The following is a 25220-nucleotide window of genomic DNA, read 5'->3' on the forward strand; positions in this document are numbered from 1 at the left end:
TGACCATCACCCGATCGAGGAAGCGAAACAACCCGTGCGAGTAGCGCAGTCCTGGCTGACCGAAATCCTGCGGCGCACCACCCCCGAGTGGGCCGTGACGCCGGAGGAGCTCGACGCCGCGTTCGTGCGGGTCGGCCTGGAGGTCGAGGAGGTCCAGACCCTCGAGCGGATCAGCGGTGACGGCGAGGGGCCGTTCCTGGTGGTCGGCCGGGTCGCCGAGATCACCGAACTGACCGAGTTCAAGAAGCCGATCCGGTTCTGCAAGGTCGATATCGGCAAGCCGGATCACCTGCAGGAGATCGTCTGCGGTGCGACCAACTTCGTGGTCGGCGACCTGGTGGTCGTGGTGCTGCCCGGCGGTGTGCTGCCCGGTGGCTTCCAGATCTCCTCGCGCAAAACCTACGGTCACACCTCCAACGGCATGATCTGCTCGCTGTCCGAACTGGGCATCGGCAAGGAACACAACGGCATCCTGGTGCTGCGGCCCGGCACCGCCGAGCCCGGCGCGGACGCGAACGAGCTGCTGGGCCTGGGTGATTCGGTGATCGAGCTGGCCATCACCCCCGACCGTGGTTACGCGTTCTCGATGCGCGGCGTGGCACGCGAGGTCGCCTGCGGCTACGACCTGGAGTACGCCGATCCGGCGGTCCGCACGCTGCCCGACTCGCAAGAGGAGGCATGGGCGGTCAAGCTCGAGCCGGAGTCGCTGTGCACTCGTTTCGCGGTGCGCCGGGTCACCGGCATCGATCCCGCCGCCATCAGCCCGTGGTGGCTGCAGCGGCGACTGCTGCTCGCCGGCGTGCGCCCGATCTCCCCGGCCGTCGACGTCACCAACTACGTGATGCTCGAACTGGGTCAGCCGCTGCACTCCTTCGACGCGTCGAAGGTCAACGGCACCTTGGTGGTTCGCCGCGCCAACCGGGGCGAGACGCTGCGCACCCTCGACGACGCCGAGCGCACACTCGACGCCGAAGATGTGGTGATCGCCGACAATTCCGGCGTGATCTCCCTCGCGGGCACCATGGGCGGCGCCACCACCGAGGTGAGCGACGACTCCACCGACATCCTGCTCGAGGCCGCGACCTGGAACCCGGTCGCGATCGCTCGCACCGTGCGCCGGCACAAGCTGCCCTCGGAGGCGGCGAAGCGTTTCGAGCGCGTCGTCGATCCCGAGGTGAACCTCGCCGCGCTCGATCGCGCAGCGAGCTTACTGGTCGAAATCGCCGGTGGCACAGTCGAATCCGGGGTCACCGATGTGCGGGTCCCGGCGCCGGCCGCGGCCCCGATCCGGATGGACATCGATCTGCCCGACCGCACCGCCGGCATCGGCTACCCGACCGGTACCTCGGCGCGTCGCCTGGCTCAGGTCGGCTGTCAGGTCGAGGTGGGCGTCAGCGACGGCGGCCACGGCCAGCTGGTCGTCACCCCGCCGAGCTGGCGGCCCGACCTCACCCAGCCCGCCGACCTGGTCGAAGAGGTGCTGCGGCTGGAGGGCCTGGACAAGATCCCGTCCGTGCTGCCCACCGCCCCCGCCGGGCGTGGTCTCACCGCGGCGCAGCGCCGTCTGCGGGCGGTCAGCCGGGCGCTGGCGTTCAGCGGCGCCGTCGAGGTCCCGTCTCCGGTCTTCATGTCCAGTAACGTCTTCGACGTGTGGGGCCTGGATGCCGACGATCCGCGCCGCAACACCATGAAGGTGCTCAACCCGCTCGATGTGGAACGCGCCGACCTGCCCACCACCCTGCTGCCGGGCCTGCTGGAGGTGGCGGGACGCAACATCTCCCGCGGCGCGCGCGACCTCGCCATCTACGCCGTGGCCCAGATCGTGCAGCCGAGCGACAACACCCGCGCGATCGACGCCCTCCCGGTCGACCGCCGCCCCACCGACGAGCAGATCGCCGAACTGAACGACTCGCTCCCGCATCAGCCGATGCACATCGCCGTCGTCCTCACCGGCCGCCGCGACCCTCGCGGTCCGTGGGGCCAGGGCCGCCCGGCCGAAGCCGCCGACGCGTTCGCACTCGCCGACGCCGCGGCCGCTGCCGCGGGTGTCACCCTCGAGCGCCGCGCCGCCGCCCACCTCCCATGGCACCCGGGCCGCTGCGCCGAACTGCTCGTCGACGGCGTGGTCGTCGGCCACGCCGGCGAACTGCACCCGGCCGTCCTGGAACGCTCCGGCCTGCCGAAGCGCACCTGCGCCGTCGAACTCGACCTCGACGCCCTCCCACTCCGCGAAACCCGCCCGGCCCCCACGGTCTACCCGTTCCCGGCGGTCCTGCAGGACGTCTCGGTCAGCGTCGAAAAGACAGTCCCGGCAGCGTCGGTCGAATCCGCTCTCCGCTCCGGCAGCGGCGACCTCCTCGAAGACATCGTCCTCTTCGACGTCTACGAAGGCGCCCAGGCGGGCGAGGGCCGCAAATCCCTCACCTACGCCCTCCGCTTCCGGGCCCCCGACCGCACCCTCACCGAAGACGAAGCCTCCGCCGCCCGCGACTCCGCCGTCGCCGCAGCCGCCGCCTCGGTCGGCGCAGTCATCCGCGGCTAACCTATCCAGATCCCCAAGACCCCTGTGGCGCAACGCCACAGGGGTCTTGTGCCTCTCCCGCCACCCCCATCAAGATCACCAGGACCTGGTGGCGGAGCTACTCGCGCAATGCCGCCACTGTTGCCTGGTGATCTTGATGGGGGTGGACCCGCGGTCAGTGGGATCGGAGGCGGTCCTGGATGAAGGCTGCGGCTTGGTCGCGGGTGTCGTTGACGAAGTATGCGACGTGGCCGTAGGTGAGGGCGTTGGAGAATCCGGCGGCTGGGTCGCCGCCGTTGCAGACCAGGTCTCCGGCGGAGCAGTAATCGCGTAGCCGGTCGGCGAATTGGGCGAGTGCGCCGGTGGGGCGTGGCTGGAGGCCGGTCAGGGCCGGGTCGAAGGTGCCGCGGTTGTAGGGTTCGGCGTTGTTGAAATTAGGGTTGCCGAACAGGGCGACGGCGGAAATCTGGGCCGCTGCCTTGTCTGACAATCGGGAACTGAGGACTTCGCCGGCGACCCGGGCTCCCTGGGAGTAGCCCAGGACGACCAGCTGCTGCCCGGGGCAGGTGGCCGCGGCGGTGTTCAGCAAGTTGGTCAGACTCTCTGCGCCTCTGATGGCGCTGTCCGGATCGCGGTTCGCGGGGTACGGCAGTTCGGTTACCCTGCCGCCGTTTTCCTGGGCGACCCGCATGGCCAATGGGGTCAGCAGGAGGCTGCCGAGCTGGGGCTCGAACGTGCCTCGAATGCTGATGACCCGCAAGTCATCGCAGCCGCCGGAGTTGTCGGCGTTGGCAGTCGCGGCCGGGACGCCCGCCACCGCCAACGCCGCCACAGCGACACCGGCCAAGCGCCGCAAGGAAATCGGGTACTGCAACTGTCCGCGCATGGCACGACCCTATTGGCGAGGGTCTTGCGGCTCAAGCCTTTGTACTGCCTGAATCGAGCTCGACCGTCGTTCCTACGCCGGAGCCGGTGTGCGGCGATAGGCGAAGACCCGGTGGCCGTCGCGGGCGGCCGTGGCAGTCAGCAATGCGCCCGTGGCCAGGACGGTGACGGCGTATCCGCTCATGTCGTCGAAGCCGACAGAAGTGAGCATCGCGAGGGCGAAAGCGGCCAGCAACGCAGACGTGGCGGAAGCGGTTGCCCGCGTGGCGAATCCGACGACGAGGGCGAGGCCGAGCACAGCCTCCAGTGCGGTGGCTGTGACGGCGGCGGGGGAGGTGAGCGCGTGCAGGAAGGTGGGTAGCAGGGAACGGGTGTAGTCGGTGAAGGCGTCGAACGACCCCCAGGAAATGCCGGGATCTCCTGGGGCGCCGAGGAATCCGAAGCGGTCGGCCACCGAACCCAGGAGTAGGAGGCCGAGCGCGGTGCGGACGACGATGTTGATCGCCCGGATCCGTGCCGCGGTGCCGAGTTGGATGGCGACGCAGGCGACAGCGACGGCAGTGATCCACCCGATCGCGCCGTGCATGAACAGGATCCAGATCAGTTCCACCGTCAGAGCGACTCCAGTGAGAACCATTGCGGCTGTGCGCATCTTCGTGCCTCTCGAGTAGTAAGGTTCCTTACTAACAGTAGGAGTGGAAGGAATTATGGTCAAGCGCCTTACTAATCCGTTGGTGGATCGCCCCGCACCGCTGGGGAACTTGCTGTCCGCGGCGGCCCGCACGCTGGCAGCCGAGCTGGATGCGGGGATCGCAGCCGCGGGCTTCGAGGATGTGCGCGCGGCACACGCGCCGGTGTTCCAGCTGATCGAGCCCTCAGGCACCCGGCTGACGGTCTTGGCGGACCGGGCCGGAATGACGAAACAGGCCATGGGAGAACTGGTCCGGCACCTGGACCGGCAGGGCTACGTCGAACTGACCGGCGACCCGGACGACCGCCGAGCCAAACTGGTCCGCCTGACCAAACGCGGCTGGGCCGTCGTCGACGCGGGCGTCGCCGTGATCGAACACTTCGATCAGCACCTGGACGAAATCGTCGGCGCCGACGAGGTCACCCGCCTGCGCCGCACCCTGCTCCGCATCATCGACGGCGCCGCCTCGACCTACGCGAACAAACCCCAAACCACCGCCGCCATGCGCGTCGAATAACCAGTGGCACATGGTTGAGGCGGTGGGAATTGGGGGTGCTGGGTTGGCGTTGAGTGGGAAGACGACCTCGAGGAGGATTATGAGCGTGCGAGCTGTCTGGAATGGCGTGGTGCTGGCCGAGAGTGCCGACACGGTGATCGTGGAGGGCAATCACTACTTTCCGCCGGAGTCGGTCAACAAGGAGTACTTCGAAACCAGCGACACCCACACGTTCTGTCCGTGGAAGGGCACGGCCTCGTATTACACGGTGGCCGTCGGCGGCGAGACGAATCGGGATGCCGCCTGGTACTACCCGGACCCGAAGCCGGAAGCCGAGCAGGTGCGGGACCGGGTCGCTTTCTGGAAGGGTGTCGACGTGGTCGAGGCGGGCGCGGGCGAGTAAGAAGAGGGGCATGCGACATCCGGCGAGCCCCATTCTGAACGCGCTGACGTACATGCGGGATCGGCGGATCCTGCAGACGCCGGACGTGCTCGGGCTGGCGTACCGGGATCTGTCGATCGAAACCGCCGACGGTGAAACCGTCCACGCCTGGTGGCTGCCTGCACGGCGATCGATCGGGCATGTGTTGTTCGCGCACGGCAATGCCGGGAACATCGGTGATCGCGTGCCGATCTACGCGCTGCTGACCGACGCCGGATTCGACGTCCTCGCCTTCGACTACCGCGGATACGGGCGCAGTACCGGGCGTCCGAGCGAACACGGCACCTACCTCGATGCCCGGGCGGCCCGCCAGGCGCTGCTCGAGCAACCCGGCGTCGATCCGGATCGCATTGTCTACCTTGGCAAGTCGCTCGGTGGCGGCGTGATGCTGGAGCTGGCCACCGAGCATCCGCCGGCGGGGCTGATCCTGGTGTCCACCTTCACCGGAATCCGCGACGCCGCCCGCTCGGTGTACCCGTTCTTGCCCGCGCCGTTCGTGCCGAATGCGTACCCGAGTCTGCGGCGCATCCGGAAACTCCAAGCTCCCGTCCTGATTACGCACGGCGACCAGGACGACCTCCTGCCGCTGCGGCACGCCGAGCGCCTGTACGCCGCCGCCCGGGAGCCGAAGCAACTGGAAGTCTTCGCCGGCGCCGGCCACAACGACCTGATCTTCTCCGCTGGTTCGCGGTGGATCGACCTCGTCAGCACCTGGTCGAAAGGCGTCCTGCAGCGCTAGGCCAGGTGCCGCGCGCGTGCGTAGCCTGGCTTTATGACTGAGTACAGCGAGATCTCCGCCCGGCTGGCGGCGTTGCCGGACGCGGAATTGACCACCGTGCTGCAGGCGGCGACGGTCGGTCGGCCCGCGTTCTGGGCGGTGCGCGCCGCCCTCGACGAAATGGCGGGGGTGGGCCATATCGCCCCGGGTGGGGATGTGAGTCCCACCACTGAATCGGTACAAACGCATGACCAGGCCTCGGGCGGTGGGGCATCGGGCCAGGTCGGAGCTGCTTCTGCGGTACCGGTGGTACCGGTACACCCCGCCGGTATCCCGGCATCGCCCGCCGCGGGCGGATATTCCAGCGGTGGAGTCCCTACTTTCGAGTCAGTTCGCGATAAGGTCGAGCAGCGCTTCGGCACCGCGCAGGGGATGGGCGAACTCGACCGGCAGACCCCGGCGGGCCGCAGCGCCGATGAGCAGTGGGAGGCGCGCGAGAAGGCCGCGCGCGAGCGTCTGGATCAGATTCGGAAATCGGTGCACGACAACGACAATCCGTAATTCTGGTCCGGGCATACCGGACGAAGGAAGAATATGAGCGAGCCGCGCGAGATCGCCGAACGACTACTCGATGCCCAGGTGGAGTTCCTGCTCGCCGAGGTGACCGGCGAGCGTTTCGCGGAGGTCGTCGCGCGCGACACCGAAGCGGTGCTCGGGGTCGCCGACACCCTCGTCTTCCGTGATGTCGTGCAGATCGACGACGCCAAGGAAACCGTCCGCAATGTCATCGAGCTGATCGGCGGCAGCCCTGTCATCGCCGATATGGTCGGCGTCTTCGCCGATTCGATCTACGACAACATCGCCGAGAATCACGACTACACCCTCGGCCAGGTCGTCGACCGGGAGCCCGTGGAAGCGTTGCTGGAGAAGATCTTCGGCATGCACCAGGCGCAGGAGCGGATCCTGGACCGGCTCACCGAGAGCCCACTGGTCGCCACCGTCGCCTCCAAGTTCGTCGACAAGCTGATCAACGACTTCATGGCCACCAATCGGGAACGCGCGGAGAAGATTCCGGGCGTCTCCTCGCTGATGTCGCTGGGCCAGTCCGCCGCCAACCGCGCCAAGAAGGTCGCCGACAGCACCTTTGTCGGTGATCTCGCCGGCAAGGGCGCGATGTTCGCGCTCAAGCGCACCAACAACGCGATCCGCGAGATGCTGCGCGACGCGCCCGTGCACTCCGCGGCCATGGAATTCTGGGATCTGCACGCCGACGAGCCGGTCAGCGGCCTGCGGGAGTACCTGTCCCAGAAGGACCTCAACGAGCTGGTGCTGATCTGCTATGAGATCGCGATGACCACCCGGGAGAAGGAATTCTTCGGTGAACTCGTCGACGAGTGCGTCGAGGTGTTCTTCACCAAGTACGGCGACTACACCCTCGCCGCGATGCTCCCCGAGCTCGGTTTGTCCGGCGACGACATCGCCAAGGAGATCCTGCGCTACGGCCCCGCCGTGATCGAGGGTGCGAAGTCGAACGGCGTGCTGGCCAAGCTGATTCGCGAGCGGCTGGAGCCGTTCTATACCTCTGATGTGGTGCTGGGCATCCTCGGAGACGTCACCAAGTAATACGTTCCAGCGTAAGCCGGGGTTCGAAGTTCGGGCCCCGGCTTTGACGTATGCCCGCGGTTTGCGGGGAGTTCTGATTCGGGACTGCCGACCGGGTCGGCGTCACCGTCACCGGCGCTCCGGTGTGAGCGGATTGAAACTACGAAAATTGTTGATTACCAGCGTGTATCCATACCTGGGCATTGTCGGTTTCGCGCTGTTCCGCCGTTGACACACGGTACCCGTTGTGGAAATTTGCTCCCTGTCTTTTCCGTGCGCTCGCCGTGGAGCTGCCACGGCCTACGCGATGGAGGAGCAAGGTGGTGCGTACACGTCCGAAGCCGGAATCAGCCGGTGCGGCAACGGCTGTCGCACCCGGATTGGTCCGGCCGCGCACCATTCGCGGGCAATTGGCACGAATCCTGCTGGTATCGCTGACCTTGGTTTTCGCGCTGCTCGGTCTTGCCATCGCCGGGGAAGTCCAATCCTATTGGCGCAGTGGGGATACCGTCGCCGAGGTCGGTCTCGCCCTGGCTGTGCAGGACGTGCTGCACGAGACCCAGCGGGAACGCGGTCTCAGCAATGGCTGGCTGGGCGGTGGTCTGCTCGAGCAGGCGGTCACCGAACAGCGCGGTAACACCGACCGGGCGCTGCGGACGCTCGACTCCGCGCTGGCCGGGAACGCGCCCGGCGTGGTGCCGGTGCGGCCGGCCGCCGGCCACCTTTCCGGGCTGGCCGATATCCGCGCCCGCATCGACGCCAGGCATATCGCGCGCCCGGCGGCGTTCCAGTTCTACACCGATGCCATCAACGCGCTGAACCACCTCGAACCGGGCTTGGACCAGGCCGCTGACGCCGAGGTCCGGCACGGTTTGCAGGCGCTCTACGCGCTCGCCGAAGCGAAGGAGCAGACGGCGCGGGAACGCGGGTTCCTCAACGGTGTCTTCGCCGCCGACGGGTTCGGACCCGGCGAGTATGTGCAGTTCCTCGATATCCGTGCCGCGAAGCTGGCCGGTCTCGCGGCGTTCGGCCGGGACGCCACCAGCGCCCAGCAGGAGCTGCTGGACGCCGCCATGCGCAGCGAAAATGCCACCAGGGCAACCGAATCCGAGAATATCGCGATCGGTTCCAGCGCCGGTCCGCTGACCCGATCGGTGGACGCGAACACCTGGTGGGCGCAGATGACCGCCGTCATCGACGGACAGCGTGAGGTGCAACAGGCAGTCGGCGATGCCGTCCGGCACCGCGCCGAGGGCCTGCGTACCAACGCGGCGCTAGAGCTGGGCGGGTTCGTGCTGCTCGCCCTGGTCGCGCTGGCCGCCGAAATCGCCCTGGTCTTGGCCAGTTTGCGCGCCATCGTGCGTCCACTGGCCACCCTCGCCGCCGAGGCCGACGACATCGCCAGTCGCCGCCTGCCCGAGGTCATCGCGGCCTGGCAGACCGCCGACTCCCGGCCCGACCCGCCCGCCCCGGTCCGCACCCCACCCGGCGCGAGCGTCGAAATCGCCGCTGTCGCAGATGCTTTGGACCGAGTCCAAACCACCGCCTACGAATTGTCGTCCCAGCAGGCGCTGTTGCGCCGCAACAGCACCGAGTCCATGGCGAACCTGGCCCGCCGCAACCAGAACCTGGTGCGCCGCCAACTCGGTTTGATCAGCGAGTTCGAACGCGAGGAAATGGACCCCAAGGCCCTGTCCAACCTCTTCGAACTCGATCATCTCGCCACCCGCATGCGCCGCAACGCCGAAAGCCTTCTGGTCCTGGTCGGCGAGGCCAGCCCCCGCCGCTGGACCGCACCCATCCCGCTCACCGACGTCATCCGCGCCGGCCTCTCCGAAGTCGACGACTACCGCCGCGTCGCCCTGCGCCGCATCGACGACATCGCCGTCACCGGCGCCGTCGGCAGCGAACTGGCGCACATGCTCGCCGAACTGATCGAAAACGGCCTGGCCTTTTCCCCACCCGACCTCGAAGTCGAAATCTACGGCCGCAAAATCCCCACCGGCTACGTTCTCGCCGTCGTCGACCACGGCATCGGCATGCCCGCCGACCAACTCGCCGAAGCCAACTCCCGCCTCCGCGGCGCCACCGACTTCCTCCTCACTCCCACCCGCTACCTGGGCCACTACGTCGTCGGCCGCCTGGCTCGCCGCCTCGGTATCGAAGTGGAACTCACCGTCTCCCCGGTCAGCGGCGTCGTCGCCCGTCTGCTGCTACCGCCGGAACTCCTTGGCGGAGAGCAGGTTCAGCCCAAATCGCCTGCCGCGGCGGCGCAACAGCTGGTGCCGAGAAACGAATCCCCAGCCGCCGAACCAGTGACCAGTGAACCCGCTGTCTTCGCAATCAACAGTGCGAAACCCGCAATGCTGGGCCGCGGGGTGTATATCGGTGCCGACGGAAACCCGTCGGAAGCACGGACTTCCGTGCCAGAGGCCCTCCTGGGAACGCGACTTCCCAAGCATGCGGCGCCCGCCGACGAGCCTGACAGTGTCCAGCGGACCCGGAACGGACTCGTCAAGCGCACCAAGCGTTCTCGGCCGCCCGAGGCTGCGGCGCAGCGCCCTACCGCCCCGCGGCCGCCGAGCACCCCGCAGCCGGAGCGGACCCCCGAGGAGGTGCGCGGCATGCTGGCCGCGTTCCGGGCCGGACATCAGCGTGGTGGTCCTTCGGAGGCCGCCGTAAAGGAGAGCCAATGACCACACATCTACCGACCGCCACCGATCCGCATACCTTCAACTGGTTGCTGGCCAACTTCGTCCGCAATACCGATGGGGTGCGTGACACCGTGGCGGTGTCCTCCGACGGGCTGCTCATCGCCATGTCCGAGGGACTGGACCGCAACGGTGCGGACCGGCTCGCCGCGATGGTGTCGGGTCTGTCGAGTTTGGCCCGAAGTGCCTCGCGCAGTTACGCGTTCGACGGATTGAAGCTGATCATGATCGAGATGCAGCGGGGATTTCTGCTGGTGTCCGCGCTCGGTGACGGGAGCTGTCTCGGCGTGATCGCCGATGGCGGATGCGATGTCGGGCTGGTGGGTTACGAGATGGCGGTGCTGGCCGAGCGGGCGGGTGCGCTGCTCGATCCGGCGCTCATCTCGCAATTGCGAGAGACGCTGCGCAGATGAGAGATTCGGACAGAGACGACGCGTTCGTGCGCCCGTTCGTCGTCACCGCCGGGCGCACCACACCGCTGGTGGACGGCTTGCGGATCGAAACCCTGGTGCAGGCGCCGCCCGCCGCGCTGTCCGCCCCGCTGCGGTTCGAGGAGCGCACGGTGGTGCACCTGTGTCAGGCACCGCATTCCATCGCCGAAATCGGTACCGCCCTTCGCGTTCCGGTGGGCGTCGCGAAAGTCATCGTCAGCGATCTGACCGCCGCGGGCCATGTCACTGTGCGCGATGCGCAGGAACTGTCCACCGCGGCCATCGAGAGGATCAGGGATCTTGTTCGGGCACTCTGAAATTCGCACCCCACTCGCGGAACGTCCCCTGGCTTCCTCGGTGAAAATCGTCGTCAGCGGCGGATTCGGCGTCGGCAAAACAACATTCATCGGCGCCATCTCCGAAATCGAGCCCCTGGTCACCGAGGCCGCCATGACCGAGGTCGCGATCGGCGTCGACGACCCCGGACGGCACGCCGGCAAAACCCAGACCACCGTGGCCCTCGACTTCGGCCGCATCACCTTGGACTCGTCCCTGATCCTCTATCTCTTCGGCACCCCCGGCCAGGACCGCTTCGTATTCCTCTGGGACGACCTCGTCGACGGCGCCCTCGGCGCGGTAATCGTCGTCGACACCGGCCGCATCGAAGACTGCTACCCGGTCCTCGACTACTTCGAAGAGCACAACACCCCCTTCGTCGTCGTGGTCAACCGCTTCGACCAGGGCCCGGCCTTCGCCCTCGACGAGGTCCGCGAAGCCCTCGGCCTCGACGACCTGATCCCGCTCCTGGAATGCGATGCCCGCCAACGCGACTCGGTCCGCGACGTCCTGGTAGCCCTCCTCGAACAAGTCCTCGTCCACCGCCTCGCCGCACCCCACCTCCAGGTGAGCTGACCAAGATCACCAGGACCTGAGGGCGGCATCTCCCGAGAAGCCCCGCCCTCAGGTCCTGTTGATCTTGTGTCCGTAGGCTGGTGGAGTGGGTGAGCAGCGGGAGCGAATGCTTCGGGGTGAGTTGTACAGGGATAGCGATCCGGAGCTGGTGGCGGAGCGGCGGCGGGCGCAGCAGTTGTGCGATGAGTTCAACAGGGCCGGGCCGGAGGAGACGGAGCGACGGGATGGGGTGTTGCGGGAGTTGCTCGGGAAGTTGGGGGAGGGGTCGTGGATCATGCCCCGATTCCAGTGTGACTATGGGTATCTCATCGAGATCGGGGCCAATAGTTTCCTCAACTATGACGCGATTCTGCTGGACTGCGCGCAGATCACCATCGGTGACGATTGCTCGATCGGTCCGCGCTGCCAGCTTCTGACGGCCCTGCATCCCATGCAGGATCACGAATTGCGCAGGCAGCGTTGGGAATCGGCGGCGCCGATCACCATCGGTGACAACGTCTGGTTCGGCGGGGGCGTCATCGTCTGTCCGGGCGTCACGGTCGGCGACAACACCGTCGTCGGCGCAGGCAGCGTGGTCACCCGAGACCTCCCGCCGCGCGTTTTCGCGGCAGGCAACCCGGCCCGCGTCCTCCGCGAGCTGTAGCCGGGCTTGCCGAGCAGTAGCGGCAGCTGTCGGTGGTCGCCGTTAGCCTGGTGGCGTGTTGAGAACGGTGGCTGTCGAGAACTATCGGTCGTTACGGCGGTTGGTGGTGCCGCTGGGCCAGTTGAACGTCGTTACCGGGGCCAACGGGAGTGGAAAATCCAGTCTCTACCGGGTGCTTCGGTTGCTGGCCGATTTCTCGCGCAATACCGCGGTGGCTGCGCTGGCGCGGGAAGGTGGCCTGGATTCCACGTTGTGGGCGGGCCCCGGCCGCATCGATAGGGGCGAGCCGCTCCGGCTGCGGGTGGGTTTCGCCGGCGACGACTTCGGTTACGCGGCTGACCTCGGGATTCCACAGCCGGGGGAGTCGAAGTATTTCCATCGCGACCCGCAGATCAAGGCCGAGGCGGCTTGGGCGGGCCCGGTGCTGCGGCCCTCGACGGTTCTGGCCGACCGAGGTGGGCCCGTGGTCCGGCTGCGGACCGGCAACGGCGGCTGGCACATGGTGCCGCACGTGGTCAAGCCGTTCGACAGCATGCTCACTCAATTGGCCGACCCGCAGCAGGCGCCGGATTTGCTGGTGTTGCGCGAGCGCATCCGATCCTGGCGCTTCTACGACCATCTACGCACCGACTCCGAAGCCCCGGCACGTACACCGCAAATCGGCACCCGCACACTGGCTCTCGCACATGACGGCGCCGATATCGCCGCGGCCTTGGCCACCATCGAGGAGATCGGTTACCAAGCGGATCTGGTTGACGCGATCGATCGCGCGTTTCCCGGCAGCGAAGTCGAAATCGCCAGTCAAGACGGACGATTCGAGGTGTTCCTGCACCAGCCGGGCCTGCACCGGCCGCTGGGCACCGCAGAATTGTCCGACGGCACACTGCGCTACCTACTGCTTGTCGCAGCACTGTTGACACCCCGGCCACCCGAACTCCTGGTACTCAACGAGCCGGAATCCAGCCTGCACCCCGAGCTGCTGAAACCGCTGGGCGAACTGATCGCGTCGGCCGCGGAAAAGACACAGGTAGTCGTGGTGACCCACTCCCAGCCGTTGATCTCCGCCCTCGAGAACAGTGGCCACGAAATCAACACCATCGAATTGGTCAAGCAGGACGGCGCGACCACCATGCGCGACCAGGGCATCCTGGATGCCCCCGCCTGGCATTGGCCGAAACGCTAGCGTGATATCCCACCCGTTCGACAGAGAGAAAAGCAATGAGCAAAGACCTCGCCCTCACCCACGTCTCCGTGCTGGTCGGTGACCAGGAGCAGGCCCTCGAGTTCTATCGCGACGTGATCGGCCTGGAGGTCCGCCAGGACATGCCGTTCGCCGGCGTCCGCTGGCTCACCGTCGGCCCGGCCGCCCAGCCGACCATCGAGTTCCTGCTCGAGGTCCCGGAGATGGTGCCGGACGAGGCGCGCCGGCATGCGGCGCAGGCGCGGCTGGCCAGCGGGGCGCAGGGCACGCTGATCTTCACCACCGACGATTGTGACGCCACGTTCTCGCGGTTGCGGGACGCGGGCGCGGTGGTGGCGCAGGAGCCGATCACCCAGCCGTACGGCATGCGCGACTGCGGTTTCGTCGACCCGTGGGGCAATCACCTGCGCTTCTCCCAGTTCATGGGCTGATCACGCTCGTTTGAACGCTTTACGCCTCGCTTCCCAGAATCTGGGTTACAGGTTGACATTCAGTGTTGATTTGTAAACACTCGTTCCGTTCACGGTCATCGGAAGAGAGGTACGCCAGTGACCGATCATGCTCGGGAAGCGCTGGAGCTCGTGCGCGACAGCAGCCAGTTCAAGTGGTACGTCATCCCCCTGCTGCTGCTCGTCGTCTACGTGTATTCCGTCGAGGTCGAAAGACGGAACTGGAACGTGCTGTTCGGCGGTCTCGCGCTCTGGGGCATGGACCTGTTCAACGAGATCTGGAACTCGCTGGTTTTCCACGTCACCGGCCGGGCGCCGGTCTGGGGCGCCAGCGGTCCCACGGCGTATCAGCTGCTGATCGGGTTGAACATCGAGATCTGCTTCATGTTCGCCATCATGGGTGTGGCGGCCGCGAAGATGTTGCCGCCCAAGGAAACCCGGATCTTCGGATTACCGAACCGCCCGGTGCTGATCGCGCTGAACTCCGCCGCCGCGGTGGGCATCGAGGTGCTGCTGAACAAAGCCGGTGTGCTCACCTGGGATTGGTCCTGGTGGCAGCCGAGCTTCCCGTTCCTGATCTTCCTGATCGGCTACGTCCCGTTTTTCGCCGCCTGTTTCTGGGTGCACGATCTGGCGACGGTGCGCGCGAAAGCCATAGCGGTGGGCACGATCCTGGGGATCGACGCCGTGGCCGTGATCGTCTTCGGGACGCTGGGATGGCTGTGACGACTGCGCGCATATTGGCCTTGCTCACCGGGCTCGTCTTCGCCACCGCGCCGCTGCCGACCGCCGCGGCGGACACCGGATGCGCCCTGGTCGGCACGGTCGGCACACCCGAGATCGGCGTGGACAACAGCTCCGCCGGATTCGAGGCGTTGCCGCTCGCCGAAACCGGGCTGCCCGCGCAGGTCGTGTTCCGGACGTCGACGGAATCGTTCAACCGCCGCTGGTCCTTCGCCGCGCGCGACGGCCGGATCTACGTGAAAGAAGCTGCGGCCCAAGGTGGTTGGCGCGCCTTACCGCTTCCCGGTTGCATGGAAGGCCGGATCCGCGGGGTATCGGCGGACGACGATGAGGTCATGGCCATCGACCACGACGGCCGTTTCTTCACCATGGACCACGCCCTGAGCGCGCCCAAGGACTGGAACTGGAGCAGCCGCTTCGGCGCCCCGCTGTGGACCGGTCCCGGAAACGCGCTGCCCCCGGGCACTCTCGACTGGACCTGGTCGGTGCTGTCGCCGAACGAAGATCACGTCTGGCGCGACACCGCCGGCAACGACCACCCTGTCGGCGGCGCCAAGGTCTCGCATGTCTTCGCGCTCACCGACGGCGGCAGCCGCATCCGCTACATCGATCCGTGGCTGCCGCTCGACCACAGCTACGAGATGGCGACCCCCGAGGGCGGACGATTCCGCGCGGTCGCGCTATCCACGAGCGGCTCGACTTCGCTGGTGATCAACAAATCCGGCGACCTCTACACCCGCCTGTTCGACTTCGACATCTCCGGCGCCGACAAGGTCTTCTTCCGCTACTCCTACGCCGATCAGCGCGGCCTGCCCGAGGCTCCGGACATGCTCTCCGAGCGCGTCGACCAGAACACCGCCGCCATCCAACTCCCAGCACCCGCGTGGGCGTCCCAGCCCCGGATCCCCGGTGAGATCACCGACCGGATCTCCGTCCACAAGACCGGAATCGGTTCGGAAGCAAGGGAACTCCGCGTCGAAGGCCGCAGCGCGGGGCGTACCGGTTACTGGACCAAGCAACTCACCGCAAACGAGTGGACCTTCGTAGCCACCGATCAACCGCTCTCCGGCACGCGGTTGCCCAACGGCAGCGCGCCAGTCGATCCTTCGATCCCGCCCTCGGCATACAGCTACACCGGAAAATCCGCCACGGGCTGGACGGCCTCGATCGAGCACTTCGACGTCGCGAATACCCCTACACCCCTGCGGATGACCTTCGGCGACGGCACACAACTCGATCTGATCCTGCACACCGTCGATGGGCTCCGGCAGACACCGCAACTACCGGGCATCACAACCCAGCCCAGGCACTTCGACGGCACCATCGAAGTACCCCAAGACATCCTGGCCTCACTGTCTCGACAACCGGCACCGATCCGGGACCTCATCAATGCCCTCGCCGACAGCCGATTCACCGACACCGCAGTCGTGGTCACCGAGACGGAATTCCGGGTCGGTGTGCTGAATCTGGCCCTGACCCGCGCGCGGTAGTACCCCCCGGCGGGCTTGAAGCGTTGCACAGCAAGGACTTGCGGTCGATTCAGATGGCGGTCCGGCTGAGCACCGCGATGGGGAGTTTGCGGGGGCTGAGGGCCTGGTAGGTCTCGAAGTCGGGGTAGCCCGCGACCAGGGTGCGCCAGTGGGTGGCGTATTCGTCCGGGTCGGTGATCACCCGGGCGGTGACGGACCAGCTGTCGCGGCCGATCCGGACCGTCCCACGGCCGGCGGCGACCAGGTTGTGCCACCAGGCCGGGGCGGTGGGGCGGCCGCCGAAGGAGCCGCAGACCAGCAGGTCGTCGCCGTCGCGGACGAGCATCAGGATGACGGAGCGTGGCTCGCCGGACTTGCGGCCGATCACGGTCAGTTCGAAGACCGGTTTGCCCATCCACTTGCCGAACCGGGTGCCGCCGAAGCGGTCGTAGACGTGCCGGTGGACTCGGCCCGACAGTTTGCTCAGGCCGGTCAGGCGGGTGCTGCCGAAATTGGCCAGGCGTCCGCTGAGACTGATGCCGGTGGGGTGGTTATCGACCATGTCGACCTCGCTCTTCGCTCGCTTGCCGCCGGTCACGCTACCGGCCCGGGCGCGCCGCCGTCTCGCTGTGAACTCGATTGCACCGGCCGGTCCCTGAGCTCCCGGAAAGATCAACCGCAGTAGGGTCGAGGGCATGACCGTATCGCGGATCGACTCAGCACAGGACGCGACCCGGCCGCTGCGCGACGACATCCGGTTCCTGGGTGGCGTGCTCGGCGACACCATCCGCGACCACGAAGGCCCGGAGGTGTTCGATCTCATCGAGCGGGTGCGCATCGAGGCCTTCCGGATCCGCCGCGAGGAGGTGGAGCGCAGCGCGGTCGCGGACATGCTCTCCGGGGTGGATATCGAGACCGCGATCCCACTGATCCGCGCGTTCAGCTATTTCGTGCTGCTGGCCAATCTCGCCGAGGATATTCAGCGCGATCGGCGCCGGGCCGCGCACGTGGCGGCCGGAGAGCCGCCGCAGGATTCGTCGCTGGCCGCCACCTACCGCAAACTCGACGCGGCGCGGCTCGATGGTGACCAGGTCGCCGACCTGCTGGTGGACGCGCTGGTGTCCCCGGTGATCACCGCGCATCCCACCGAGACTCGCCGTCGCACCGTATTCGACGTGCAGACCAGCATCACCGATCTGATGCGGATGCGGCAGCGCTACGACGAAACCGAGGCCGAGCGCGCCGATTTCGAGTTGCAGATCCGCCGGCAGGTGCTGGCGCTGTGGCGGACGGCGCTGATCCGTTTGGCGCGCTTGCGGATTCAGGACGAGATCGCGGTGGGGCTGCGGTACTACGAGCTGACCCTGCTGGATGTGATCCCGGCGATCAACGCCGAAGTCCGTGCGGCGCTGCGGTCCCGATGGCCGGACACCGAACTGCTGTCGCGTCCGATCCTGCGACCCGGCTCCTGGATCGGTGGCGACCGCGATGGAAACCCCTATGTGACAGCGGAGGTGGTGCGCCAGGCCGCACAACAAGCCGCTGGCGTGGCGTTCGGGCATTACCTGCGGGTACTGGTGGAGCTGGAGAAGTCGCTGTCGCTGTCGGCGCGGCTGGCCGAGGTGTCGCCGGAGGTGACCGCATTGGCCGCCGCCGGATACGCGGACCCGCTGGTGCATGCCGACGAACCGTATCGCCGTGCGCTGCACGCGGTTCGGGCCCGGCTCACCGTCACCGCGCAGCAGGCGCTCGGTAGCCTGCCCGCCGATGGTTTGGCCGGTCGCATCGAAGGGGTCGATCCGTATCCGGCGCCCCGCGCGGTGCTCGACGACCTGGACGCGATCGACGCCTCGCTGCGCGCCAGCGGTGACGGGCTGCTGGCCGACGACCGCCTGGCCGCGCTGCGAAATGCCGTGGAGACCTTCGGATTCCACCTCCAGGGCCTGGACATGCGGCAGAACTCGGAGGTGCACGAGCAGGTCGTCGCCGAGATATTCGCCTGGGCCGGTGTGCATTCCGATTACGCGAGCCTGGCCGAGGCCGAGCGGGTCGAGCTGCTCGCCGCGGAACTGCGCACCCGTCGTCCGCTGCTCGGCCCGCACGCACGGTTGAGCGAACTCGCCACCAAGGAGCTCGGCATCGTCCGCGCCGCCACCGAAGTCGTGGAAACCCTTGGGGCGGAGGCGATACCGAACTACATCATCAGTATGTGCACCTCCGTCAGCGACATGCTCGAGGCCGCGCTGCTGCTCAAAGAGGGCGGCCTGCTCGATCCGGGCCCGCCGGACGGCGCCCCGAGCTGCACGGTGGGAATCGTGCCCCTGTTCGAAACCATCGAGGACCTCGGCGCGGGCGCAACGACACTGTCGGCGGCCTTGGAAGTGCCGGTGTACCGAGATCTGGTGGCCGCCAGGGGTATGCGCCAGGAAGTCATGCTCGGCTACTCCGACTCCAACAAGGACGGCGGGTATCTCGCCGCGAACTGGGCGCTGTACCGCGCCGAACTGGACCTGGTCGAGGTGGCGCGCAAAGCGGGAATTCGGCTGCGGCTGTTCCACGGTCGGGGCGGCACGGTCGGTCGCGGCGGCGGCCGCAGCTACGACGCCATCCTCGCCCAGCCCGCCGGCGCCGTGCACGGCTCGCTGCGCCTGACCGAACAGGGCGAGGTGATCGCCGCCAAGTACGCCGAACCCCGTGCGGCACACCGCAATCTGGAATCACTGATCGCGGGCACGCTGGAGTCGACCCTGCTGGATGTGGAAGGTCTCGGCGCCGACGCCGAACCCTCCTACCAACTCATGGACGACCTCGCGGCCCGCGCCCGCGCCGCCTACGCCCGCCTGGTGCACGAAACCCCCGGCTTCGTCCAGTATTTCCGTCAGTCGACCCCGGTCGCCGAGGTCGGCGACCTCAATATCGGCAGCCGCCCCGCCTCCCGCAAACCCACCAATTCGGTGTCCGACCTGCGCGCCATCCCCTGGGTGATGGCCTGGAGCCAGGCCCGCGTGATGCTCCCCGGCTGGTATGGCACCGGCACCGCCCTCGAAGAGTGGGTAGGCGACGATCCGCAGCGCCTGGCCACCCTCTCCGACCTGTACCGGCGGTGGCCGTTCTTCCGCACGGTCATGTCGAACTTGGCCCAGGTGATGGCCAAGTCCGACCTCGACATCGCCGCCCGCTACGCCGACCTGGTCGACGACAAAACCTTGCGCGACACCATCTTCGAGATGATCCGCGACGAGCACGCCCGCACCGTCCGGATGCACGCCGCGATCACCGGCAACGACCACCTCCTCGCCGACAACGCCTCCCTGGCCGAGTCCATCCACAACCGCTTCCCCTACCTGGAGCCGCTCAACCAGATGCAGGTGGAACTGCTGCGCCGCTTGCGCTCCGGTGACGACAGCGACCTGGTGAAGCGTGGCATTCTGCTGACCATGAACGGCTTGGCCACCGCCCTGCGCAACTCGGGCTAGACGACGTGGCCGGTGAACTTCGGTCGGAAGGAATGTTGTGGAGATCGACGAGAAGGCAGTGGCGGCGCTGGGCGACCGGGTGCTCGGACCGGAGCACAAGAGTGTGCCCGCGGCGGCATGGGGGCGCACTGCGCGCGAGTTCCTCGATACCGAACCGCATCTCGACGATTTCCAGACACCGGTGTTCACCCTCGATCGGTCGGCGCTGACCCACAACCTGGCGGTCATGGGCGAGCTGGCCGAAGCCGCCGGGGTGCGATTGGCCCCGCACGGCAAGACGACGATGGCCCCGCAGTTGTGGGCCGAGCAATTGGCGGCGGGCTGCTGGGGCATCACCTTGGCGACACCCTGGCAGGTGCAGGTGGCGCGGTCGTTCGGCGTGCGCCGCATCGTGCTCGCCAATACGCTGGTCGATCCGCACGGATTGCGCTGGGTCGCCGAGGAATTGGCGCGTGATCCGGCGTTCGAATTCGTCTGCTGGGCCGATAGCGTCGCCACGGTCGCATTGATGGACCAGCAGCTGCGCGCCGCGCCCGGCACCGGCCGAATCCGGGTCCTCGTGGAACTCGGTGGCGCGCAGGCACGTACCGGGGCCCGCACGATCGAGGAGGGTCATGCCATCGCCGCGGCGATCGAGCGCGCCGATCGGCTGATCCTGGCGGGCGTCGGCGGATACGAGGGAGCGCTGGCGCGGGACCGCACACCGGAATCGATTGCGACCCTGCGGCATTACCTGGACGACGTCGCCCGCCTGCATCGCGAATTCGCCGCCGCGGGGCGCTACCGGGACGACGCGATCGTCACCGCGGGCGGCAGCTCCTACCAGGATCTGGTGCTCGAACACCTCGCCGGTCTCGCGGATGAGCAAGGTGCGCAAGGGGTTCCGACCACGGTCGTGCTGCGCTCCGGCGCGTACCTTATTCACGACGACGGCTTGTATGCCGAGGTCTCCCCGCTCATCCCGCAGCGCAGCGCTCGCCCGCTGCGCGCGGCCATGCACGCCTGGGCCCGCGTCCTGTCCCGCCCGGAACCCGGCCTCGCACTGCTGGACGCGGGCCGCCGAGACGTGCCCTTCGATTCAGGGCTTCCGGTACCGCAACATGTTGTGACGCAAGACCTTTCCGGTGTGGATGGCATGCTCGACTCGATGGCCATCGGCAAGCTCGCCGACCAGCACGCCTTCCTCCGGATGCCGAACGCTACCGCCGACGACCTCCCGGTCGGCACGGTACTGCGCCTCGGCCTCTCGCACCCCTGTACCGCTTTCGACAAGTGGCGCCTGATCCCCGTCATCGACGACGCGGACGCCCGCCGTCCCCGCGTAGTAGACCTCGTCCACACCTTCTTCTGACCCCGGGTACCACCGGGCTGCTGGTACCGCATTCCGGACGGTCGGCATACGCTCGGTCGACGTGCTGGAGAGAGTGGGGATTGCGATGTCGAAGGTGATCATCGTCGGCGGCGGTATCGGTGGACTGGCCACCGCTGTGGCGTTCCACCGGCAGGGCTGGGATGTCGAGGTGCTGGAGCGGGCGCCGGAGATCACCGAGGTCGGTGCGGGATTGTCGTTGTTTCCCAATGCTCTTCGAGCGCTGGATACTCTCGGTCTCGGTGACGAGGCGCGGGCGCACGCGCGCGAGCACGGCGCCGTCGGGATCCGGAACAGCAAGGGCGGCTGGCTGGCCCGCCCTGACACAGCCGCTATTCGAGACCGGTACGGCTTGCCGGTCATGGTGCATCGCGCAGATCTGGTCGACATTCTCCGGCGTGCGATCCCGGAAGACGCGGTGCGCACCGGCATTTCGGTGACGGAGGCGCACTCCGGCGGCAGCGTGGAACATTCCGAGGGCACCTCCACCGGTGACCTGGTTGTCGGTGCGGACGGCATCAACAGCGTTGTCCGGCGCGCGGTGTGCGGCCAGATCACCCCGAAGTATGCCGGTGCGACTGCCTGGCGCATGGTGTTGACTCCCACCCAGCCGATGGACGACCTCGGTGAAACCTGGGGCCACGGCGAACGATTCGGCTTCACGCCACTCGGCGATGGCCGCGTCTACTGTTACGCCACCGCGAATCTGCCCGCGGGGACGAAAACCGACGGCCTCGAGGAACTGAAACGCCGCTTCGGGTCCTGGCACGCGCCGATCCCGAGCTTGCTCGAGGCCGCCGAGGCATCCGCTGTCCTGCAGAATGATCTCTACTACTTACCGCCCCTGAAAACCTTTGTGGCCGAACGTATCGCGCTGCTCGGAGACGCCGCGCACGCTATGACGCCGAACCTCGGGCAGGGTGGTTGCCAAGCCTTGGAAGACGCGGTCGTGCTGGCCAAGGTCATGCGGGAGGGTGGAAACCTCGCCCGATACGACGAGCTGCGCCGACCTCGAACGCAAATGATCGCCGCCCGCTCGAACCGGGCAGGGATGGTCGCCCAGCTTTCGTGGGCGCCGCTGGCCTGGTTGCGCGACTCGTTGCTCCGGCTGGTTCCGGCCTCCGCGCAGGTGAAAGCCATGGCGCCGGTGCTGGACTGGAAGCCCTAGTCGGTACCGGTGACGATGCCGCGGACCTTCGCGGTGACCTCGTCGGTGTCCACGCCGAGCGCCCCGAAGACGCGTTTGGCCAGTTCCGGGTCGGCGTCGAGTAGGCCGAGCAGCAGGTGCTCTGCGCCCACGACCTCGCTACCAGCCCGGACGGCCTCGTCGTTCGCATGCAGGAATGCTGTCCGGACCAGCGGTGCGAGCTGCAGGCGGCTCGGCCCGACGGGATGGCGCAGGTCCTCGGCGGTGAGCCCGAGTGTGGTGATGGCCGCGGCGGCGGGGGAGTCGACGTGCGCGGACTCGCTGCGAATGATGCCCAGCAGCACGTGGTCCGGCGTGATCGCGGTGTGACCCAGCGCTATCGATTCGCGCAGCGAGGCCTGCAACGCTTCCTTGGCTCCGTCGGTGAAGGGTAGGAACTCCGGTGCGGCTTCGGAGCCGGTGTCGGGTTGCAGCCCGACTCGTTCGACCGCGGCCGATGGCGTATACCCGTGCAGGTGCAGCGCTTTGGCGGTTGGCGAGTTCTCTTCGGATTCCGCTTCCCGCAGCACCGCGACGAGTAGATGCTCGGCCCCGATGAAGTGATGGTTGAGCGCGCGCGCCTCTTCTTGCGCGAGCACCACTACGCGGCGAGCTCGATCGGTGAATTTCTCGAACAATGCGCCTCCCAGTCCGGAAGCTGTCGTCGGGTTCCATCGTAGTGGGGATTTCCTCCGCCGCCGCCGGATTCAGCGACGCGAAGGCTACTCCGGGAACTCGCGCACCGCGCCCGAGCAGCGCTCGGCCTGCCGGCGCAGCGCCGCGACGAGTTCGGGCGGGCCGGTGAGCAGGGTGAAGTCGAGATCGGAGGACGCGATCATCCAGACCAGGGCTTCGGGCGTATCGGCGCCGACGTGCAGGCGGCAGCTGTGCTCGTCGAACGCCTCGACCACACCCATCCCCGGCCACACCCGGGCGCTGGCGTCATCCGCGGACACGTGCAGCAGCACCGTCGCCTGATACGGCCAGGTACGCACGGACAGCTGGCGCGAAAGGTAGGTCGCCACATCGGTTTCCGGCAGTTCCCGCGGCGTGAAACGGGGACCGGTCGGTATGCGCGGGGTCAGCCGATCCACCCGGAACGTGCGCCAGTCTCCGCGATCGACATCCCAGGCCACCAGGTACCAGTGGCGGCTGAAGTGAACGAGGCTGTGCGGCTCCACTTTTCGGATACCGCTGGCACCGCCGTGCGCACGGTAGTCGAAACGCAGTTGCTCCCGGCGCTGGCAGGCCTCGGCGATGGCCATCAACGTGTCCGGTTCCACGGTCGCTCGCGGTGTGCCGACCCGGACGGTCGCGCCCCGGAGCGTGCGAACGCGATGCCGCAATCGCGGCGGCAGCACCTGCTCCAGCTTGCTCAGCGCCCGCACCGCCGCCTCCTCGATACCGGCGACACTGCCATCGGACGCGCCGCGCAGACTCACCGCGACCGCCACCGCCTCCTCGTCGTCGAGCAGCAGCGGGGGCAGCGCGGCACCGGCACCCAGCCGATATCCGGCCGTGCCCTGGTTGGCGTGCACCGGATAACCGAGTTCCCGCAGCCGCTCCACATCGCGGCGCACGGTGCGCCCGGTGACGCCGAGCCGTTCGGAGAGCTCGGTGCCGGTCCAATCGCGGTGGGTCTGCAGCAGGGCCAGCAGTTTCAGTAGTCGCGCCGAGGTTTCCAACATGAATCCGAGAATGCCAGATACTTAGGAACGAGACGGTCCTAACACCTCTACTGTCGGCATGCCGGTTACTGGCGGTAGTTGTCTGCCATGCCAGCGGCGATCGCGGCGAGCTGGGCGCGCAGCTCCGGCGGATCGAGGATCTCCGCACCGGCGCCGAGCGGCAGAATACTGTGCACTAGAACGGGATACGATTCGGAGGCGAGTTCCACCTCGACCCAGTCGTCCGCGTCCGGTTCGCTCATCGACGCCAAAGCCGCAGTGACGGCGGCGGGTTCGAAACTCAGCCGGAGTAGTCGAATGTGATCGGCCCGGACGCGGCAGCGGGCGCGTACGCGCAGCATGGATTGCGCGAAGCCTTCCTGTGCCTCGGCCCAATGTGCGGCGAGATCGAAATCCTCTGGGCGGGTGAAATATTCATCGGTCTGCTCGGCGACCGTGATCCGGCCGACCCGGTAGGAGCGGATGTCGTGGCGATGACGGGCGACCAGATACCAGGTACCCGCTTTGAGCACCAGCCCGAGCGGATCGAGCAGGCGTTCGACCTCCCGGTCCTTGCGTCCGTAGGTCACCTGCAGCCTGCGGTCGTGCCACAGTGCGTCGGCGATGGTGGCCAGGGTCGGTGTCTCCTCGGGGCGATGGAACCAGCCGGGCACATCGATATGCACGCGCTCGGCGACCCGGGTGGCTCGCCCGCGCAGTTCCGGCGGCAGGGCGGCGAGCACCTTGAGCTGCGCGGTCGCGAGCACCGTGCCCAGTCCGAGGTCGGCGGCCGCGCCGGGGAGTCCGGCGAGCAGCACCGCGTCGGCTTCCTCCGAGGTCAACCCGGTCAACCGCGTCCGGTAACCGTCGACCAGCCGGATACCGCCCAGCCGCCCCGGCTCGCTGTACACCGGAACTCCCGCCTCCGACAGCGCCTCTACGTCGCGATATACCGTCCGCACCGAGACCTCCAGCGCCGCGGCCAGCTCCGGAGCGGTGACCCTGCCGCGGGTCTGCAGCAGCAGGAGAAGTTGCACCAATCGGCTCGCACGCATGGTTTCGAGATTATCCGGAAAACTTGACAGTAGATGTCAAGGTTGGCTCGTAGCGTTGCTGACATGACCGTTTGGAGCGAGTTCGTCCAGGAAGCACCGAAAATCGCGGCCCTGTTCTCGAGTCGGCACAAAGCGACCGACAACCTCTGCATGCTCGGCACCGTCCGCGCCGACGGTTCCCCGCGTATCAGCCCGATCGAACCGCGGCTCTTCGACGGCATGCTGGTGCTCGCGGGCATGCCGAACACCACGAAGTTCAAGGACCTGGAGCGCGACCCCCGGTTCTGTCTGCACACCGCCACCATCGATCCCATGGTCGGCGACGGCGACGTGAAACTCTTCGGCGCCGTCACCGACCTACAGGACAAGCAGGTACACGCCCGATTCGCCCAGGACCTGTTCGACGAATCGGGTTTCGACATTCGCGGCGAGGAGTTCGACCACTTCTACGTCGCCGACCTCACCGGCGCATCGTGTATCGAGGCCGCCGACAACCAGCTCGCGATCACCATCTGGAAGCCGGGCGAGGGCGAGCGCGTCGTGCGGAAGTGA

At 67.4% G+C, this 25220-nt stretch carries 25 protein-coding genes; 19 read left to right on the plus strand and 6 right to left on the minus strand.

Annotated features, from left to right (window positions below):
* The first annotated feature begins 34 nt into the window (after nucleotides 1-34).
* Nucleotides 35-2542: a phenylalanine--tRNA ligase subunit beta gene (pheT, locus tag IBX22_RS36210; protein WP_194820344.1), complete on the plus strand. Its 2508-nt coding sequence runs from the start codon at nucleotides 35-37 to the stop codon at nucleotides 2540-2542.
* A gap of 154 nt (nucleotides 2543-2696) precedes the next feature.
* On the opposite strand, the gene IBX22_RS36215 is transcribed toward pheT, so the two are convergent.
* Nucleotides 2697-3407 (minus strand): cutinase family protein, encoded by a 711-nt coding sequence (locus tag IBX22_RS36215; RefSeq protein WP_194820345.1) that lies wholly within the window; start codon nucleotides 3405-3407, stop codon nucleotides 2697-2699.
* A 72-nt stretch (nucleotides 3408-3479) separates the two neighbouring features.
* Nucleotides 3480-4058 (minus strand): hypothetical protein, encoded by a 579-nt coding sequence (locus tag IBX22_RS36220; protein WP_194820346.1) that lies wholly within the window; start codon nucleotides 4056-4058, stop codon nucleotides 3480-3482.
* Between the two features lie 82 nt (nucleotides 4059-4140).
* On the opposite strand from IBX22_RS36220, the gene IBX22_RS36225 reads away from it, so the two are divergent.
* The 14 genes from IBX22_RS36225 (at nucleotide 4141) to IBX22_RS36290 (ending at nucleotide 15936) form a co-directional block, all read left to right on the plus strand.
* Nucleotides 4141-4614, plus strand: a complete 474-nt coding sequence (locus IBX22_RS36225) for a MarR family winged helix-turn-helix transcriptional regulator (protein WP_194820347.1) — start codon at nucleotides 4141-4143, stop codon at nucleotides 4612-4614.
* A 79-nt stretch (nucleotides 4615-4693) separates the two neighbouring features.
* Nucleotides 4694-4996 carry a DUF427 domain-containing protein gene (locus IBX22_RS36230; RefSeq protein WP_194820348.1) on the plus strand — a complete coding sequence of 101 codons (303 nt, stop codon included), beginning with the start codon at nucleotides 4694-4696 and terminating at the stop codon, nucleotides 4994-4996.
* 10 nt (nucleotides 4997-5006) lie between these two features.
* Nucleotides 5007-5774: an alpha/beta hydrolase gene (locus tag IBX22_RS36235; RefSeq protein WP_194820349.1), complete on the plus strand. Its 768-nt coding sequence runs from the start codon at nucleotides 5007-5009 to the stop codon at nucleotides 5772-5774.
* A 33-nt stretch (nucleotides 5775-5807) separates the two neighbouring features.
* Nucleotides 5808-6314, plus strand: a complete 507-nt coding sequence (locus IBX22_RS36240) for a hypothetical protein (protein WP_194820350.1) — start codon at nucleotides 5808-5810, stop codon at nucleotides 6312-6314.
* A gap of 33 nt (nucleotides 6315-6347) precedes the next feature.
* Nucleotides 6348-7376, plus strand: coding sequence for a hypothetical protein (locus IBX22_RS36245; protein ID WP_194820351.1), 1029 nt, complete (start codon nucleotides 6348-6350; stop codon nucleotides 7374-7376).
* A 302-nt stretch (nucleotides 7377-7678) separates the two neighbouring features.
* Nucleotides 7679-10051, plus strand: a complete 2373-nt coding sequence (locus IBX22_RS36250; RefSeq protein ID WP_194820352.1) for a nitrate- and nitrite sensing domain-containing protein — start codon at nucleotides 7679-7681, stop codon at nucleotides 10049-10051.
* Nucleotides 10048-10479, plus strand: a complete 432-nt coding sequence (locus tag IBX22_RS36255) for a roadblock/LC7 domain-containing protein (RefSeq protein WP_194820353.1) — start codon at nucleotides 10048-10050, stop codon at nucleotides 10477-10479. The genes IBX22_RS36250 and IBX22_RS36255 overlap by 4 nt, the downstream gene beginning before the upstream one ends.
* Nucleotides 10476-10814, plus strand: a complete 339-nt coding sequence (locus IBX22_RS36260) for a DUF742 domain-containing protein (RefSeq protein WP_194820354.1) — start codon at nucleotides 10476-10478, stop codon at nucleotides 10812-10814. Before IBX22_RS36255 ends, IBX22_RS36260 begins: the two co-directional genes overlap by 4 nt.
* Before the next feature lie 28 nt (nucleotides 10815-10842).
* Nucleotides 10843-11409 (plus strand): ATP/GTP-binding protein, encoded by a 567-nt coding sequence (locus IBX22_RS36265; protein ID WP_228540193.1) that lies wholly within the window; start codon nucleotides 10843-10845, stop codon nucleotides 11407-11409.
* Nucleotides 11410-11515: 106 nt separating this feature from the next.
* The gene (locus IBX22_RS36270; protein ID WP_228540194.1) at nucleotides 11516-12052 is read left to right on the plus strand and encodes a sugar O-acetyltransferase; all 537 of its coding nucleotides are present in this window, start codon (nucleotides 11516-11518) and stop codon (nucleotides 12050-12052) included.
* A 55-nt stretch (nucleotides 12053-12107) separates the two neighbouring features.
* Nucleotides 12108-13235: an AAA family ATPase gene (locus IBX22_RS36275; RefSeq protein ID WP_194820356.1), complete on the plus strand. Its 1128-nt coding sequence runs from the start codon at nucleotides 12108-12110 to the stop codon at nucleotides 13233-13235.
* A gap of 35 nt (nucleotides 13236-13270) precedes the next feature.
* The gene (locus IBX22_RS36280; protein ID WP_194820357.1) at nucleotides 13271-13684 is read left to right on the plus strand and encodes a VOC family protein; all 414 of its coding nucleotides are present in this window, start codon (nucleotides 13271-13273) and stop codon (nucleotides 13682-13684) included.
* Nucleotides 13685-13801: 117 nt separating this feature from the next.
* Nucleotides 13802-14428: a hypothetical protein gene (locus tag IBX22_RS36285; protein ID WP_194820358.1), complete on the plus strand. Its 627-nt coding sequence runs from the start codon at nucleotides 13802-13804 to the stop codon at nucleotides 14426-14428.
* On the plus strand, nucleotides 14419-15936 hold the full coding sequence (locus IBX22_RS36290; protein WP_194820359.1) for a hypothetical protein: 1518 nt from the start codon (nucleotides 14419-14421) through the stop codon (nucleotides 15934-15936). The genes IBX22_RS36285 and IBX22_RS36290 overlap by 10 nt, the downstream gene beginning before the upstream one ends.
* 49 nt (nucleotides 15937-15985) lie before the next feature.
* Here the strand turns inward: IBX22_RS36290 and IBX22_RS36295 are convergent, their stop codons facing one another.
* Nucleotides 15986-16612: a nitroreductase/quinone reductase family protein gene (locus IBX22_RS36295; protein ID WP_228540169.1), complete on the minus strand. Its 627-nt coding sequence runs from the start codon at nucleotides 16610-16612 to the stop codon at nucleotides 15986-15988.
* Here IBX22_RS36295 and ppc point away from each other — a divergent pair.
* The 3 genes from ppc (at nucleotide 16611) to IBX22_RS36310 (ending at nucleotide 21928) form a co-directional block, all read left to right on the plus strand.
* Nucleotides 16611-19391 (plus strand): phosphoenolpyruvate carboxylase, encoded by a 2781-nt coding sequence (gene ppc, locus IBX22_RS36300; protein ID WP_194820361.1) that lies wholly within the window; start codon nucleotides 16611-16613, stop codon nucleotides 19389-19391. The two genes, IBX22_RS36295 and ppc, sit on opposite strands and share 2 nt — an antisense overlap.
* 37 nt (nucleotides 19392-19428) lie before the next feature.
* Nucleotides 19429-20742 (plus strand): amino acid deaminase, encoded by a 1314-nt coding sequence (locus tag IBX22_RS36305; protein ID WP_194820362.1) that lies wholly within the window; start codon nucleotides 19429-19431, stop codon nucleotides 20740-20742.
* Between the two features lie 61 nt (nucleotides 20743-20803).
* Nucleotides 20804-21928 (plus strand): FAD-dependent monooxygenase, encoded by a 1125-nt coding sequence (locus tag IBX22_RS36310; RefSeq protein ID WP_309234940.1) that lies wholly within the window; start codon nucleotides 20804-20806, stop codon nucleotides 21926-21928.
* Here IBX22_RS36310 and IBX22_RS36315 read toward each other — a convergent pair.
* From IBX22_RS36315 to IBX22_RS36325, 3 genes are all read right to left on the minus strand, one after another.
* Complete coding sequence (locus IBX22_RS36315; protein WP_194820363.1) at nucleotides 21925-22584, minus strand: Clp protease N-terminal domain-containing protein; 660 nt, start codon at nucleotides 22582-22584, stop codon at nucleotides 21925-21927. The two genes, IBX22_RS36310 and IBX22_RS36315, sit on opposite strands and share 4 nt — an antisense overlap.
* An 84-nt stretch (nucleotides 22585-22668) precedes the next feature.
* A complete protein-coding gene (locus IBX22_RS36320) occupies nucleotides 22669-23634 on the minus strand; it encodes a YafY family protein (RefSeq protein ID WP_194820364.1) in 966 nt (321 codons plus the stop codon).
* Between the two features lie 65 nt (nucleotides 23635-23699).
* Nucleotides 23700-24668, minus strand: a complete 969-nt coding sequence (locus IBX22_RS36325; RefSeq protein WP_194820365.1) for a YafY family protein — start codon at nucleotides 24666-24668, stop codon at nucleotides 23700-23702.
* Nucleotides 24669-24731: 63 nt separating this feature from the next.
* Between IBX22_RS36325 and IBX22_RS36330 the strand changes: the two genes are divergently transcribed.
* Entirely contained in the window at nucleotides 24732-25220 is a 489-nt protein-coding gene (locus IBX22_RS36330) for a pyridoxamine 5'-phosphate oxidase family protein (RefSeq protein WP_194820366.1), read from the plus strand.

This window comes from Nocardia sp. XZ_19_385, from assembly GCF_015355755.1.
GTDB lineage: Bacteria > Actinomycetota > Actinomycetes > Mycobacteriales > Mycobacteriaceae > Nocardia.

Excerpts from the sequence above, each read along its gene's own strand:
- IBX22_RS36330 (WP_194820366.1), top strand. The coding sequence starts at position 24,732 with ATGACCGTTTGGAGCGAGTTCGTCCAGGAAGCACCGAAAATCGCGGCC.
- IBX22_RS36320 (WP_194820364.1), bottom strand. The coding sequence starts at position 23,634 with ATGTTGGAAACCTCGGCGCGACTACTGAAACTGCTGGCCCTGCTGCAG.
- IBX22_RS36290 (WP_194820359.1), top strand. The coding sequence starts at position 14,419 with ATGGCTGTGACGACTGCGCGCATATTGGCCTTGCTCACCGGGCTCGTC.
- IBX22_RS36230 (WP_194820348.1), top strand. The coding sequence starts at position 4,694 with ATGAGCGTGCGAGCTGTCTGGAATGGCGTGGTGCTGGCCGAGAGTGCC.
- IBX22_RS36255 (WP_194820353.1), top strand. The coding sequence starts at position 10,048 with ATGACCACACATCTACCGACCGCCACCGATCCGCATACCTTCAACTGG.
- IBX22_RS36280 (WP_194820357.1), top strand. The coding sequence starts at position 13,271 with ATGAGCAAAGACCTCGCCCTCACCCACGTCTCCGTGCTGGTCGGTGAC.
- IBX22_RS36240 (WP_194820350.1), top strand. The coding sequence starts at position 5,808 with ATGACTGAGTACAGCGAGATCTCCGCCCGGCTGGCGGCGTTGCCGGAC.
- IBX22_RS36260 (WP_194820354.1), top strand. The coding sequence starts at position 10,476 with ATGAGAGATTCGGACAGAGACGACGCGTTCGTGCGCCCGTTCGTCGTC.
- IBX22_RS36245 (WP_194820351.1), top strand. The coding sequence starts at position 6,348 with ATGAGCGAGCCGCGCGAGATCGCCGAACGACTACTCGATGCCCAGGTG.
- IBX22_RS36235 (WP_194820349.1), top strand. The coding sequence starts at position 5,007 with ATGCGACATCCGGCGAGCCCCATTCTGAACGCGCTGACGTACATGCGG.
- IBX22_RS36295 (WP_228540169.1), bottom strand. The coding sequence starts at position 16,612 with ATGCCCTCGACCCTACTGCGGTTGATCTTTCCGGGAGCTCAGGGACCG.
- IBX22_RS36270 (WP_228540194.1), top strand. The coding sequence starts at position 11,516 with ATGCTTCGGGGTGAGTTGTACAGGGATAGCGATCCGGAGCTGGTGGCG.
- ppc (WP_194820361.1), top strand. The coding sequence starts at position 16,611 with ATGACCGTATCGCGGATCGACTCAGCACAGGACGCGACCCGGCCGCTG.
- IBX22_RS36220 (WP_194820346.1), bottom strand. The coding sequence starts at position 4,058 with ATGCGCACAGCCGCAATGGTTCTCACTGGAGTCGCTCTGACGGTGGAA.
- IBX22_RS36215 (WP_194820345.1), bottom strand. The coding sequence starts at position 3,407 with ATGCGCGGACAGTTGCAGTACCCGATTTCCTTGCGGCGCTTGGCCGGT.
- IBX22_RS36325 (WP_194820365.1), bottom strand. The coding sequence starts at position 24,668 with ATGCGTGCGAGCCGATTGGTGCAACTTCTCCTGCTGCTGCAGACCCGC.